At 59.2% G+C, this 13,161-nt stretch carries 15 protein-coding genes; 9 read left to right on the top strand and 6 right to left on the bottom strand.

All coding sequences use genetic code 11. The features are described from left to right. Window positions 1-11 precede the first annotated feature (11 nt). From HX868_RS12835 to HX868_RS12820, 4 genes are read right to left on the bottom strand one after another with little or no spacing between them, the layout of a single operon-like run. A complete protein-coding gene (locus HX868_RS12835; RefSeq protein WP_095016930.1) occupies window positions 12-1,034 on the bottom strand; it encodes a LacI family DNA-binding transcriptional regulator in 1,023 nt (340 codons plus the stop codon). A 3-nt stretch (window positions 1,035-1,037) separates the two neighbouring features. Beyond that, window positions 1,038-2,015 carry an ABC transporter permease gene (locus HX868_RS12830; RefSeq protein ID WP_010209107.1) on the bottom strand — a complete coding sequence of 326 codons (978 nt, stop codon included), beginning with the start codon at window positions 2,013-2,015 and terminating at the stop codon, window positions 1,038-1,040. Next, entirely contained in the window at window positions 2,012-3,565 is a 1,554-nt protein-coding gene (locus HX868_RS12825) for a sugar ABC transporter ATP-binding protein (protein ID WP_177003110.1), read from the bottom strand. Before HX868_RS12825 ends, HX868_RS12830 begins: the two co-directional genes overlap by 4 nt. Window positions 3,566-3,622: 57 nt before the next feature. Then, window positions 3,623-4,579: a sugar ABC transporter substrate-binding protein gene (locus HX868_RS12820; protein WP_016978157.1), complete on the bottom strand. Its 957-nt coding sequence runs from the start codon at window positions 4,577-4,579 to the stop codon at window positions 3,623-3,625. A gap of 552 nt (window positions 4,580-5,131) precedes the next feature. Between HX868_RS12820 and HX868_RS12815 the strand changes: the two genes are divergently transcribed. The 3 genes from HX868_RS12815 (at window position 5,132) to HX868_RS12805 (ending at window position 7,408) form a co-directional block, all read left to right on the top strand. Beyond that, window positions 5,132-6,220, top strand: coding sequence for an asparaginase (locus HX868_RS12815; protein ID WP_016978158.1), 1,089 nt, complete (start codon window positions 5,132-5,134; stop codon window positions 6,218-6,220). A 242-nt stretch (window positions 6,221-6,462) separates the two neighbouring features. Further along, window positions 6,463-6,714 carry a DUF1654 domain-containing protein gene (locus HX868_RS12810; RefSeq protein WP_016978159.1) on the top strand — a complete coding sequence of 84 codons (252 nt, stop codon included), beginning with the start codon at window positions 6,463-6,465 and terminating at the stop codon, window positions 6,712-6,714. A gap of 4 nt (window positions 6,715-6,718) precedes the next feature. Then, window positions 6,719-7,408, top strand: coding sequence for an endonuclease (locus HX868_RS12805; protein WP_177003109.1), 690 nt, complete (start codon window positions 6,719-6,721; stop codon window positions 7,406-7,408). A 30-nt stretch (window positions 7,409-7,438) separates the two neighbouring features. On the opposite strand, the gene HX868_RS12800 is transcribed toward HX868_RS12805, so the two are convergent. After that, complete coding sequence (locus tag HX868_RS12800) at window positions 7,439-7,804, bottom strand: SPOR domain-containing protein (protein WP_016978161.1); 366 nt, start codon at window positions 7,802-7,804, stop codon at window positions 7,439-7,441. A gap of 262 nt (window positions 7,805-8,066) precedes the next feature. On the opposite strand from HX868_RS12800, the gene csrA reads away from it, so the two are divergent. Together csrA and HX868_RS12790 are read left to right on the top strand one after the other, a co-directional pair. Continuing rightward, complete coding sequence (csrA, locus tag HX868_RS12795) at window positions 8,067-8,261, top strand: carbon storage regulator CsrA (RefSeq protein ID WP_003192511.1); 195 nt, start codon at window positions 8,067-8,069, stop codon at window positions 8,259-8,261. Window positions 8,262-8,612: 351 nt separating this feature from the next. Next, window positions 8,613-8,906 carry a hypothetical protein gene (locus HX868_RS12790; RefSeq protein WP_016978162.1) on the top strand — a complete coding sequence of 98 codons (294 nt, stop codon included), beginning with the start codon at window positions 8,613-8,615 and terminating at the stop codon, window positions 8,904-8,906. Window positions 8,907-8,924: 18 nt separating this feature from the next. On the opposite strand, the gene HX868_RS12785 is transcribed toward HX868_RS12790, so the two are convergent. After that, window positions 8,925-9,602, bottom strand: a complete 678-nt coding sequence (locus tag HX868_RS12785; protein WP_177003108.1) for an HAD-IA family hydrolase — start codon at window positions 9,600-9,602, stop codon at window positions 8,925-8,927. Between the two features lie 207 nt (window positions 9,603-9,809). On the opposite strand from HX868_RS12785, the gene HX868_RS12780 reads away from it, so the two are divergent. The 4 genes from HX868_RS12780 (at window position 9,810) to HX868_RS12765 (ending at window position 13,047) form a co-directional block, all read left to right on the top strand. Then, window positions 9,810-10,580, top strand: coding sequence for an alpha/beta fold hydrolase (locus HX868_RS12780; protein WP_177003107.1), 771 nt, complete (start codon window positions 9,810-9,812; stop codon window positions 10,578-10,580). Window positions 10,581-10,690: 110 nt separating this feature from the next. Continuing rightward, window positions 10,691-10,936, top strand: coding sequence for a DUF2790 domain-containing protein (locus HX868_RS12775; RefSeq protein ID WP_177003106.1), 246 nt, complete (start codon window positions 10,691-10,693; stop codon window positions 10,934-10,936). 42 nt (window positions 10,937-10,978) lie between these two features. Then, window positions 10,979-11,650: a heavy metal response regulator transcription factor gene (locus HX868_RS12770; protein ID WP_016978166.1), complete on the top strand. Its 672-nt coding sequence runs from the start codon at window positions 10,979-10,981 to the stop codon at window positions 11,648-11,650. Continuing rightward, entirely contained in the window at window positions 11,647-13,047 is a 1,401-nt protein-coding gene (locus HX868_RS12765; protein WP_177003105.1) for a heavy metal sensor histidine kinase, read from the top strand. Before HX868_RS12770 ends, HX868_RS12765 begins: the two co-directional genes overlap by 4 nt. Window positions 13,048-13,161: the final 114 nt, after the last annotated feature.

The following is a 13,161-nucleotide window of genomic DNA, read 5'->3' as shown; positions in this document are numbered from 1 at the left end:
ATCAATTCGGTTCAGCGGTATTGGGCGAATGTTCCGGCGACGGGCGCCGTCGACTCACGCAATACAATGCTCGGCGTCACGATGCGCTGATCGATCGGCATGTGGGGTGTCGCAATTCTTCGCAGTAAAAGCTCGGCTGCCGTCTCGCCCAATTGCACGATCGACTGCCCGACCGTCGTCAACGCCGGGTAGACGTAACGGCCCATCTGAATATCATCGAAACCGATCACTGACAGCTCGCCCGGCACGCGGATATTGCGCTCGGCTGCTGCGCGCAGCACGCCGAACCCAATCATGTCGTTGCTGGCAAAAATCGCGCTCGGCGGGTTGTGCGTCAACAATTGCACGGCAGCGGCATACCCGCCTGTACTGGTGAAATCGCTTTCCTGGGTGCGATTGTCCGCCACTGCCACGCCAGCCTCATGCAGCGCGCGGTGATACCCCGCCAGACGCATCTGCGCGACACGGGTATGGGCCGGGCCGCCGATACAGGCGATGTCTCGGTGGCCCAGTTCGAGCAAGTGTCGGGTCGCCAGGTAGGCGCCCTCCTCGTGGTCGATACGCACCAGGTCCACGTCAATGCCATCCAGCGCCCGGTCGACGATCACCATGGGCGTACGCACCGCGCTCAAGCCGGCGGCAAGACCGCTGTCGTCGCCACCCACCGAGGTCACGATCAAGCCGTCGATGCGTTTTTCCAGTAACACACGCAAATAGTTGCGCTGCTTTTCAGCGTTGTCGTCGGAGTTGCACAGGATCACGCAATAACCGTTACGCTCGCAGTAATCCTCGATGCCCCGGGCCAACTCCGCAAAATACGGGTTGAGGCTGTTGGGCACCAGCAAACCGATGGTGGCTGTGGTCTTGGCCTTGAGCGAACGCGCGACGGCGCTGGGCACGTAGTCGAGCTGCTTGATCGCCGCTTCGACCTTGATACGTACCGGTTCGCTGACCGGGCGCGTCTTGTTCACCACATGGGAGACCGTGGTATAGGAAATACCTGCAAGCGCTGCCACATCCTTGATCGTTGCCATGGTTCAGCCCCGCCGACTGGCGCGCTGGCTGCGGTAGGTATCGAGGACCACGGCAATCACGATCACGGCACCGGTAATGATGCGCTTCGTGGGCTCCGTGGCACCGATCTGCGCCAGGCCAGCGGCCAATACCGAAATAATCAACACACCAAAAAAGGTACTGATCACTGAACCGCGCCCACCCATCAGGCTGGTACCGCCGATCACCACCGCCGCAATCACTTGCAGCTCCAGGCCGGAGCCGGCGTTCGGGTCAGCCGCTTCCAGGCGCGAAATCTGAAACAGCGCCGCCACACCGGCCAGCAGGCCCATGAGGCTGAACACCAGGATCTTGTACGGTTTGGGATTGATCCCCGCCAGGCGCACGGCCTCTTCGTTGGTGCCGATACCGATCAGGTAACGACCAAACACCGTACGCGTCAATACCAGCTGCGCGGCGATGATCACCAACAAGGCAATGATGAACGACGGCGAGATGCCAAAGGCAATCGGGTTGGACAGCCAGGCAAATGAATCACCGATGTAGGCAGTGCGCGAGCCGGTCATCTGGTACGCCACGCCACGGGCCATTTCCAGCACGCCGAGGGACACGATAAACGACGGAATGCGCCAGGCCACAGTGATCGAGCCGGTGATAGTGCCGGCCAATGCCGCACAGCCCATGCCGAGCACGGCGGCGGGCAACACACTCCAGCCCCAGCCGAGAATCGCTACGCTGACAGCGGACGCGGCCAACGCCAGCACCGACCCCACCGACAGGTCGATGCCGCCGATGATCAGGATGAAGGTCATGCCTACCGCCAGCACCATCAGGTCCGGAATCTGGTTGGCCAACGTGCTGAAGGTGTCGTAGGACAGGAAGTGGTCACTGAGTACCGAGAACAGCGCAATCATCGCCAGCAAGGCGCCCGCCAGGCCCAGGTAAGTACCCAGGCCGTAGAAGTTGCCGCCAGTCTTGCCGGGGGAAGTTGTGGTTTTCATGGGGTATCCCTAAGCACTGCGTCGTTGAGCAGCGCATCACGTTTCTGATAGCCGGCAAAGGCGGCGGCGAGCAATTCGTCCTGGGTCCAGCTGTCGCGCTCGAAGGTCTCGATCAAGCGCCCGGCGGACAACACGCCGATGCGGTCGCAAATCAGCATGAGTTCGCGCAGGTCACTGGACACCACCACCAGCGCTTTGCCCTGGCGGGTCAATTCGCCCAACAAGGCATAAATATCGAACTTGGCACCGACGTCGATGCCACGGGTCGGCTCATCAAATAGCATCACCGAGCAATCGCGCTCCAACCAGCGGCCAATCACCACCTTCTGCTGGTTACCACCGGACAGCTCGGACACCAACTGCGCCGGGCTGGAACTGCGGATGCGCATGGCGTCGATCTGGCGTTTGGCCAAGGCGGTTTCGTTGCGGCTGTTGACCACGCCACCGCCGGAAATTTCCGGCATGTTGCCCAGCGCGATATTGGCGCTGATGGATTGAGTCAGCAGCAGGCCTTCGCCCTTGCGGTCCTCGGTGATCAGGGCAATGCCGTGGCCCACCGCGTCCACCGGCGAGCGAATGCTCACCACCTGGGCCGGCGAGCCAAGCGCCACGGTACCGCTGTCCGCCAGGTCGGCACCGAAGATCAGGCGCAACAGTTCAGTACGACCGGCACCGATCAGGCCGGAGATGCCGTAGATCTCGCCCGCACGCACTTCGAAGGACACATCGCGGACTTTGTCCGAGCGGGTCAGGCCTTTTACCGTAAGCGCCGGGCCGCCAATGGTGCGCGGGCCCAGGTCGATGTGTTCGCCCAGCTCGCGACCGACCATCAAGGTGACCAATTGCTCGCTGTTGTAGTTGGCCATCGGCTCAACACAGACCAGCTTGCCGTCGCGCAATACCGCAATGCGTTGGGCCACACGGGCCAGCTCTTCCAGCCGGTGTGAAATGTAGATGATCGCCACGCCCCGGGCCTGCAGGCGGGTGATTTGTTCAAACAGCATCTCGACTTCACGGGCAGTGAGCATCGCCGTGGGTTCGTCGAGGATCAGTACGTGGCAGTCGCCAATCAGGTTACGGGCGATCTCGACCATCTGCTGATGGCCAATACCCAGGCTGCCGACCAGTGTATCCGGGTCGATAGCATCCAGGCCGACTTGGGCCATGGCCTCGATCGCAGCCTTGCGCAGTTGCTTGCGACTGATCCAGCCACAGTGGCTAGGCAGGTTATCCAGGAACAGGTTTTCGGCGACGGTCAGCGTCGGCAGCAGGTTGAGTTCCTGCATGACCATGCGCACGCCCAGCTCTTCGGCCTGGGTGCGGCTGCCGGGGCGATAGTCCTGCCCATTGAACTGCATGCGCCCGGTGGTCGGCGTGACTAGCCCGCCGATGATCTTCGATAAGGTGCTTTTGCCTGCACCGTTCTCACCGGTCAGCGCCAGCACTTCCCCACGATTGAGCGTCAGGGTGATGTCGGACAGAACCGGCTGGGCATAGGTCTTGCCGATACCGCTGACCGAGAGGACAGCGTTCGGGGCGGAAGATGACATAGGAAAATCTCCAGGCGCCCGCTCAGGGCGAGCGGGCGCTGTTGGGTACTGCCAGGATTACTTCTTGAGGACGAGTTCGACCGGGGTTTCGATCACGCCATCTTTGGCATCGACTTTCTCACCCTTGACCAGCTTGAGCGCGTTCTGGATACCGAACACAGCTTGCTGTGCAGCGGCCTGGTCAGCGGTCGCGAGTACGCGGCCGTCTTGCAGCATCGGCTTGATGGCTTCGATGTTGTCGTAGCCCACCACCAGCACCTTGCCGGCCTTGCCTGCCGCGCGCACGGCGGAGACGGCGCCGAGGGCCATGTTGTCGTTACCGGCCAACAGCGCCTTGAGGTCCGGATATTCACTCAACATGGCGGAAGCGACCTTCTGACCCTGGTCGATTTCCCAGTTGCCCGATTGAGTGGAGACGATCTTCATGCCGGCAGCGTCCATCGCATCCTTGTAGCCTGCGGTACGCTGCTGGGCGTTGGTGGTCGTCGGCACGCCTTCGATGATGCCGACCTTGTCACCCGACGCCAGTTGCTTGGCCAGGTAGTCGCCCACCAGCTTGGAGCCTTTGCGGTTGTCCGGGCCTACGAATGGAATATCGAGGTTTTTGCTTTTGAGCACGTCCGGGTCCAGGCGGTTGTCGATGTTGACGACCTTGATACCCGCATCCGAAGCCTTCTTCAGCACGGTGACCAGCGCCTTGGAATCGGCGGGTGCGATGACGATGGCGTTGACCTTGGCAAGGATCATCTGGTTGACGATATCGATCTGCGCGCTGGTGTCGGTTTCGTTCTTGATCCCGTTGGTTATCATGTCGAAATCGGCGGCGTGTTCTTTCTGGTACGTTTTGGCACCGTCTTGCATGGTGACAAAGAACTCGTTAGCGAGGGATTTCATGACCAGGCCAACCTTGGGTTTGGCGGCGTCATCAGCGAATGCAGAGGAGAGAGGCAGGGCAGCGGATGCGGCGGCAAGCACAGCGACAGCAAGAAGACGTCCAGCGAATGGCAGCTTCATGGGTTCACTCCGATCTTATGATTATTGTGAGCAACGCTTGCACCGAAGGGCACTTCGGCAGCCTTCCCACCCGGGTGGCTGATACGAGCTGTCACGATACTCAGGGAGCACCCCGTGAAACATCTCGCAAACGTTTGCGTTATTCAAACTATGAGAACCTTGTCGAGATTTGTCAACGGTTGTAAACGGCCTTTCATCCACGCCTCCCTCACACCTGACAATCGATGCGTTTAAACATTGCACACTGCCGATCGTTCTCTAAAACGACAGGCTGGGGCGCATCATCCATGCAACCCCCAAAGCCTGGCGGTCAGCATTTTCGGACAACCGAACGCAATAAAGTCCGATGTTCGGAAAGCCGGACGCCCACGTGATCAACAAGTCCACAAAGTCATTATTAATTGTTATAAATCAATATCTTAAATTGTTATAGCGCCCACGCTGAGCTTGGTACAAATCCTGCTCTACTCCATCACCTCGTGGCATTCAGAATCGCCCGAGTGTTCTAGATGAACCTGCTACAGCACTCATCAAAAACCAGAGAGAAAAATAATGAAATCTGCACTGAAAAACTTTGTTCCGGGCGCGTTAGCCCTTCTGCTGCTGTTCCCCGTTGCCGCCCAGGCAAAGGAAGTTGAATCCAAGACCAAACTGTCCAACGTGGTGATCCTCGCCACCGGCGGCACCATTGCCGGCGCTGGCGCCAGCGCGGCCAACAGTGCCACCTACCAGGCGGCCAAGGTCGGTATCGAGCAATTGATCGCCGGTGTTCCTGAGCTTAGCCAGATCGCCAATGTACGCGGCGAACAAGTTATGCAAATTGCGTCCGAAAGCATCAACAATGAAAACCTGCTGCAACTGGGGCGTCGCGTCGCCGAACTGGCTGACAGCAAGGACGTGGACGGCATCGTGATCACCCACGGTACCGACACCCTGGAAGAAACCGCCTACTTCCTGAACCTGGTGGAAAAAACCGACAAGCCAATCGTGGTGGTCGGTTCCATGCGCCCAGGCACCGCCATGTCGGCAGACGGCATGCTCAACCTGTACAACGCCGTGGCCGTGGCCGGTAGCAAAGACGCACGCGGCAAAGGCGTGCTAGTCACCATGAACGACGAGATCCAGTCGGGTCGTGACGTCAGCAAGATGATCAACATCAAGACCGAAGCATTCAAGAGCCCATGGGGCCCACTGGGCATGGTCGTTGAAGGCAAATCCTACTGGTTCCGCTTGCCTGCCAAGCGTCACACCATGGATTCGGAATTTGACATCAAGAACATCAAGAGCCTGCCTGACGTTGAAATCGCCTATGGCTATGGCAACGTGAGCGACACTGCGGTGAAGGCCCTAGCCCAAGCTGGCGCGAAAGCCATCATCCATGCCGGTACCGGTAATGGCTCGGTGTCTTCCAAAGTGGTCCCTGCCCTGCAGGAACTGCGCAAGCAAGGCGTTCAGATCATCCGTTCTTCCCACGTGAATGCCGGTGGTTTCGTTCTGCGTAATGCCGAACAACCTGACGACAAGTACGACTGGGTGGCCGCACATGACCTGAACCCACAAAAAGCCCGCATCCTCGCGATGGTCGCCCTGACCAAGACCCAGGACAGCAAAGAGCTGCAACGGATGTTCTGGGAATACTGATTCCTGCCGTCCTCTGTAGGAGCGAGCTTGCTCGCGAAGGTCGTTAACACTGACGCTGTCTGTCTGGATTGACCCATCGCCCTCAAGCTTCTCGCGAGCAAGCTTGCTCCTACAACCCCCTTCTACCGCCCTACACGAAATTGCCTGAATTGCTGTCAGACGGACTTCTTGAAGTTTAAGCAGTTGCGAAATCGCCTACAGTTAAATACTGTATGTGCGTACAGCCTACTAAGGAACACTCCGTGGCAAAGTCCTCTTCCGCAACGCCAACCCCGCCCGATGCCTATGAACGTCTGGCCATCCGCGTGCAAAAGATCATCAATTCGACCCATGCCCAGAAAGCCAAGGCAGCCTTGATCTTCCGTTTGCCGGAAGAGCCTGAGGATGAGTGGGCGCGTTTGCTGGAGGAAATCGCGGAGAACGATAACGTCACCCTCGCCTATAGGGACGACGGCGGTGTGCAGATTTTCTGGGTTGTACCGAAGGAAGATTGATTCAATGAGTGTCCGTTTTATCGCTGTGTGCTGCCTGTTTTTTACCTTCACCGCCCACGCCCAGGCCCCCCGAACGTTCAGCGAAGCCAAGAAAGTCGCCTGGAAGCTCTACGCCCCACAATCCACCGAGTTCTATTGCGGCTGCAAGTACACCGGCAACCGGGTGGATTTGAAAGCCTGCGGCTACATCCCACGCAAAAACGCCAACCGCGCCGCACGCATTGAGTGGGAGCATATCGTTCCGGCTTGGCAGATCGGCCATCAGCGACAGTGCTGGCAAGACGGCGGGCGCAAGAACTGTACGCGCCACGACGACGCGTTCAAGCGCGCCGAAGCCGACTTGCACAACCTGGTGCCGAGCATCGGCGAGGTCAATGGGGACCGCAACAACTTCAGTTTTGGTTGGTTGCCGGTGCAAAGCGGGCAATACGGCTCTTGCCTGACCCAGGTGGACTTCAAGGCCAAGAAGGTCATGCCGCGCCCGTCCATCCGGGGCATGATTGCGCGCACATATTTCTACATGAGCAAGCAGTACGGCTTGCGCCTGTCAAAACAGGATCGCCAGCTGTACGAAGCCTGGAACAAGACCTACCCGGTACAGGCCTGGGAGCGGCAACGCAACCAGACCGTGGCGTGCGTGATGGGGCGCGGCAATGAGTTTGTCGGCCCGGTGAACCTGAAAGCCTGCGGTTGAATGTGGGCGGGACGCCCGCCCACACGCCCCTTACTGGGCGGCGTTGTGCTCAATGATTTCTGACACAGTGTCGGTTTTCTTGGCGCGAGCCATTTTCTCGTTGAGCAGGGTCTGCTTGGCCTCGGCTTCCGCCCTGGTTGCGAAAGGCCCCAGCAGGACTTCGTCCTTGCCATCCACTTTCACGATGTAAAAATTGAAACCATGCTCCAGCAGCCAGGCCGTGAGGTCGGTGATCGCTTGCAACTTGTGGTCAGGCGGACCTACCCGCAGGTCCCATTCCTGGGCGGCAATCGCGCCGGTCTGTGGCTGGCTTTCGGTGACGGCTGGCTTAGGCTTGGGCGCATCAACGCTCTTGCCTTCACCGCAACCGGCCAATGCCAACACCGCAATTGCCATCGCTACTTTACGCACTGCCCTGCTCCTTCAAAGATAAAGAGGCGACTTTATCATTCACTGTCTATTCTGGCCGTCATAAACGTTGGCTTAAACAATGCGAATCATGTATCGCAGACCTGTATGATGCCGCCATGGGAATTAATGTCGCCTCTATGCGTCCTAAAAGAGGCAGTCACAGGGAAGCGCTTAGCAGTAAGCTACACACATCCGACACCTGCCCTGTCTGAAACATGTGTCCTTAAAAGTAATCAAGGAGAAGTCCATGCTTATACTCACCCGCAAAGTTGGTGAAAGCATAAACATCGGTGATGACATCACGATCACCATCCTGGGCGTAAGCGGCCAGCAAGTACGAATCGGCATCAACGCACCCAAGGATGTTGCCGTGCATCGCGAGGAAATCTACCAGCGCATCCAGGCTGGTCTGACTGCCCCGGACAAAAACCAGACGCCTTGACGCGCCCTCAGTAGCCAGCCTTTTCGTTCACGGTAATGGCTGGCGAAAACGTCTTCGGACTGCTCTGATCGTTGTTGCGTGATTGACGTCGCCAATGTGTTCATCTTCGTGGAAAGATGAAACTGTCTTCACGCGTGGAACTTGTCGTTTCATTCACGACCGAATTTCCTGACTGATACCCAGCCATCCGTGTGCACTTAGGAGCGCTGGACCTGGCGCTGCTGCTTGTAAGTTGTACTGGCACGCGGACTGTTGATGCGGCGCCGCTCGCTATCAGATCGCCGGTATTTACAGCGCCACAACACGACCTATGCTTGGGCGTGCATGATCAGCAAAAGGCCCTGAAGCAAGATGGATACCCTGAGTAAATCCCAGATCGAATCCGCACTGGCAGCGCGGCTGCCCAGCTATCAGGTGACCTGCACATTGCACGCCGACGGCACCCTTTCGGCGGTGCTGAGCGGGCCGGACACCGACCACTTCGCAATTACCGGGATCGTGCGCGCGCATTATCACGGCGCCGAAGCCATCGCCCGACTGGCCAATGAAATCCTCAGGGAGATGGTGTTGTCACGCCAAGGCATGCGCAATGAGCGGATGCAGCCGCCCGATGCAGCCCGCCTGGAACAAGGCCGAGACCGGTAGCGGGCTCGGCCTTTTTTATCAGTCTGCCCCGCTCCGCAAGCACAGCAAACCGTCCGCGTCGCGCTTTACCTTTAACGGCTCATATCCGTCAATCGAGGGATGCGCGGTGACCATCGGCGTGTGATGCGTCGACGTCACGACCATCACATCCGCCCCTGCCGCCTCGCCTGCATGAATGCCCACCGTCGCGTCTTCAAACACCAGGCAATCCTGCACAGGCACGTCCAGGCGTTGGGCCGCCAGCACGTAACAGGCGGGGTTTGGCTTGCCGACGGCAACGTCTTCGGCCGTGATCAACACCGCGGGCGGTGCAATACCCGCCGCCTGTAGACGACGTAATGCCAACGCCCTGGGCGCCGACGTAACCACCGCCCATTGATCGCCCGGCAAGCTGTTCAGGAACCTGAGAGCACCGGGAATCGCGACAACGCCTTCCACATCATTGATCTCAGCCTCGGTAATCCACTGCGCCTCGACTTCGGGATCGACACCGGGCAACGCCTGACGCCTGATGGTGTCGATCGCGCGGGCACCGTGGATGGTCTTCAAGAACGCCGGCACATCCAAACCATGGCGTTGCGCCCAGATGCTCCATACGCGCTCGGCGGCGGCAATGGAGTTGAGCAAGGTGCCATCCATATCAAACAGAAAGGCACGGTAACGGCGGTTGAATACGGCTGAACCTCGGTTGGACACTGCGTGGCTTCCTCTTGGGTTGTAACAAATGACGTGCCCGATGCAATCTACGGATCACCTCGCTGCTTGTAAACGCTAGGAACCTGGATTGCATTACAGGTTTGTAATCAAGCTGTAAGTCTTGCCGGCACCCTCACTTCATACAGTGGAGTCGTCAGTCACCCACATCGGATGACGCCACTTCCTACTGATGAAAAGGGTCCATCCATGAAACCTGCAAGCAAACTCTGCCTGATCGCCGCCAGCCTGATGCTGCTGGGCACTGGCACCGCCATGGCCGGTACCGTCGCGCCGGTCAAAGCCAATAACGTGGTGCTGGTGCACGGTTCCTGGGCGGACGGTTCGAGCTGGTCCGAGGTGATTACCCGGCTCCAGGCCGCCGGGCTGCACGTCACTGCCGTGCAGAACCCACTGACCTCGGTGGCCGACGATGTCGCCGCCACCAACCGTGTGCTGGATCAACAAGACGGCCCGACCGTGTTGGTCGGCCATTCCTACGCAGGCACCGTAGTCAGCGACGCCGGGGTCAATCCGAAAGTCAGCTCCCTGGTCTACGTGGCCGCTCGGGCCCCAGATGCGAACGAAGACTTCGTCGCCCTCTCGGCCAAGTACCCGACCATGCCGGTGCGCGCCGGCGTCGAAGATCACGACGGCTACCTGACCTTGAGCCAGGACGCTTTCCTCAAGTACTTCGCCGCCGATGTGCCGCACGCCAAGGCCATGGAGCTGTACGCCGTGCAGCAACCCATCACCAAGACGCTGTTCAGCGGCCGCACCGTCAATGCCGCCTGGCACACCAAGCCGTCCTGGTACGCGGTGTCGGCGAACGACCAGACCATCAACCCGGACCTGGAGCGCTTCCTCGCCAAGCGCATGAATGCCACCACTGTCGAGCTGCCATCGAGCCACTTGTCACTGGTGTCCCACGCCAAGGAAATCACCGACCTGATCCTCGAAGCCTCGGGCCGCCAGCCCTGAACCTGCATTACAAACTTGTCATCATCCTGTTGGTTGGCTGTTCGGGGCGCCTGGTTACTGTGAAGTCACTGCCATGACCTGGCAGCCAACCCTTTTAGAGAGATACCACCATGAAACTGTTTGTCCTCGGCTTTGCCGCTTTGCTCGCTACCGGTTCCGTGTTTGCCGCCGAACCCGTGACCCATGACAAAACCGGCTTTTTCGTCCACCTGGACGTGGCTAAAGTGCTGTCGAGCACCGATACCTACGGCCAATGCGGCATCGTCCCGGCACGCCTCAATTACCTCGACAGCCAGGGCCGCGAACATGTGTTGGACTACCAAGTGCAAGGCATCGGTTGCGCCAGTGATAATTGATCGGGCTACACTTGCGCCACGCATTGAGACAGGGCACTTCCCATGAACATCCTCGTAGTCGAAGACGAACCCAAGGCCGGCAACTACTTGCTCAATGGCCTGCAGGAGCTGGGCTATTCCGTGAGCCTCGCCCGCGATGGCGTGGACGGCCTGCACCAGGCCCTGGAAACGCCGTTCGACGTGATCGTGCTGGATGTGATGATGCCAAAAATGGACGGCTGGGAAGTGCTACGCCGCCTGCGCAAGGAAGTCGACACACCGGTACTTTTTCTGACGGCCCGCGATGATATTGCCGACCGTATCAAAGGCCTTGAACTGGGCGCCGACGATTACCTGATCAAGCCGTTTTCCTTCGCCGAACTGGTGGCACGCTTGCGTACGCTGACCCGTCGCGGCCCGAGCCGGGACGAGGAACAGTTGCAGATCGCCGACCTGCAAATCGACGTACTGAAGCGCCGCGTTACCCGCGCCGGCACGCGCATTACCCTGACCAATAAAGAGTTCGCCCTGCTGCATCTGTTTGCAACCCACCAGGACCAGGTGCTGTCGCGCTCGCTGATCGCATCACGGGTATGGGACATGAACTTCGACAGCGACACCAACGTAGTAGACGTCGCCGTACGGCGCCTGCGCTTGAAAATCGACGACCCGTTCCAGCTCAAGCTGATCCACAGCGTGCGCGGCATCGGCTACCGCTTCGACACCCAGCCATGAACAAACGTCGCCATTACTCACTGACCCTGCGCCTGGCATTGATCTTTGCCCTGCTCGCCTTCGCCTTGCTGGCAACCCTGGGCGTGGCGCTGTACCGCGAGCTGGAGCGTGAGTTGATCAAGCGGGACGATGCTGCATTGATTTCCCGCGTCGACCAACTGCGCAACTTGCTCAATGACAGCAACACGGTCGACCTGATCAAAACCAAGCCGGAGCTGTTCCAGAACATGCTGGGCAACCGTGAATCGATACTTAGCATCGCCGCACCTGGGCAAAAACCCTTGCTGACGGTCAATCCCGGTAATATCGACCTGCCTTCCGTTCCCCCGGTGCCCAAGAACCACGAACTGACGTTTGCTGACGTGCACCACTTCCCCAGCATTAACGGTGTGCCGTTCGCGACCGTGGCCGCGTCCATCGACTCCGGCGACCTGGGCAGCCTGCAGGTCACCACGGGGCGCCTGATGACAGAGCGCACCGCCATGCTCGCCAGCTATCGCTTGAGCGTTTATATCCTGGCGAGCATCGCCGCAATCATTCTGGCGGTGGCCGGTTATCTACTAGTGCATCGTGGACTCGTACCGTTGCGCCGCCTGGCCCGGCACGCCCAAGGCATCGGCGTCGGCAATCTCGCCGAACGCCTCGACAGCCACGGCGCGCCAAAAGAGCTGCTCCCGATGATTGACGCGTTCAACACCATGCTGGAGCGGCTGGCCAAGGGCTTTGTACAGCTGGGCCAGGTGTCCACCGACATGGCCCACGAACTGCGCACGCCGATCAACAACCTGCTGGGAGAAACCCAGGTCGCTCTGCAACAGCACCGCAGCACTGAGAGCTATCAACAATTGCTGGCATCCAATGTCGAAGAGCTTGAACGCCTGGCGCGGATGCTAGACAACATGCTGTTCCTGGCGCGCACCGACCCGGCCAGCGCCTTGCGCCAGCGTCAGGAACTCAATGCCGCAGATGAAGTGGAACGCATCGCCGACTACTTCGAAGGCTTGGCGGCGGATAGGGATATCAGCATTCGCGCTGAAGGTGACGGGGTGATCTGGGCGGAGCCGATGCTACTGCGCAGGGCCCTGGCGAACCTGTGTGCCAACGCCATCAAATATGGTGCGCCGAGCACCGAGTTGGTGATACGGGCGATTCCCGATGCCGGGGGCATTCACCTGAAGGTCAGCAACCGCGGTGAGACCATCGCTACCGAGCATCTGCCGCGACTGTTCGAACGCTTTTACCGTGTGGATGAATCACGGGAACGATCAGCGCAATCCAACGGGTTGGGTTTGTCGATTGTGGCGACCATCATGCAGTTGCACAACGGCCACTACAGCGTGAGCAGTGAGGCCGGGGTGACGTGTTTTGATTTGTTCTTTCCGAAGCGGGAGGAATGAGCAGCATGTACCCGGTGTTATTTTGCAAAGGTTTGCCTCTTACCATCGGTCTTAGACCCAACTAATCTTTCTTCCGAAGCGGCTCAAGGCAGAGCCGGCAACAGTGCAAAGGGA

The organism is Pseudomonas reactans (assembly GCF_013385825.1).
Lineage (GTDB): Bacteria > Pseudomonadota > Gammaproteobacteria > Pseudomonadales > Pseudomonadaceae > Aquipseudomonas > Aquipseudomonas reactans.
The sequence above is the reverse complement of the archived record's forward strand: the minus strand, read 5'-3'. Positions and strand labels throughout refer to the sequence as shown.

Coding starts and splice junctions, on each gene's coding strand:
- HX868_RS12835 (WP_095016930.1), bottom strand. CDS start 1,034: ATGGCAACGATCAAGGATGTGGCAGCGCTTGCAGGTATTTCCTATACC.
- HX868_RS12830 (WP_010209107.1), bottom strand. CDS start 2,015: ATGAAAACCACAACTTCCCCCGGCAAGACTGGCGGCAACTTCTACGGC.
- HX868_RS12825 (WP_177003110.1), bottom strand. CDS start 3,565: ATGTCATCTTCCGCCCCGAACGCTGTCCTCTCGGTCAGCGGTATCGGC.
- HX868_RS12820 (WP_016978157.1), bottom strand. CDS start 4,579: ATGAAGCTGCCATTCGCTGGACGTCTTCTTGCTGTCGCTGTGCTTGCC.
- HX868_RS12815 (WP_016978158.1), top strand. CDS start 5,132: ATGAAATCTGCACTGAAAAACTTTGTTCCGGGCGCGTTAGCCCTTCTG.
- HX868_RS12805 (WP_177003109.1), top strand. CDS start 6,719: ATGAGTGTCCGTTTTATCGCTGTGTGCTGCCTGTTTTTTACCTTCACC.
- HX868_RS12800 (WP_016978161.1), bottom strand. CDS start 7,804: ATGGCAATTGCGGTGTTGGCATTGGCCGGTTGCGGTGAAGGCAAGAGC.
- csrA (WP_003192511.1), top strand. CDS start 8,067: ATGCTTATACTCACCCGCAAAGTTGGTGAAAGCATAAACATCGGTGAT.
- HX868_RS12790 (WP_016978162.1), top strand. CDS start 8,613: ATGGATACCCTGAGTAAATCCCAGATCGAATCCGCACTGGCAGCGCGG.
- HX868_RS12780 (WP_177003107.1), top strand. CDS start 9,810: ATGAAACCTGCAAGCAAACTCTGCCTGATCGCCGCCAGCCTGATGCTG.
- HX868_RS12775 (WP_177003106.1), top strand. CDS start 10,691: ATGAAACTGTTTGTCCTCGGCTTTGCCGCTTTGCTCGCTACCGGTTCC.
- HX868_RS12770 (WP_016978166.1), top strand. CDS start 10,979: ATGAACATCCTCGTAGTCGAAGACGAACCCAAGGCCGGCAACTACTTG.
- HX868_RS12765 (WP_177003105.1), top strand. CDS start 11,647: ATGAACAAACGTCGCCATTACTCACTGACCCTGCGCCTGGCATTGATC.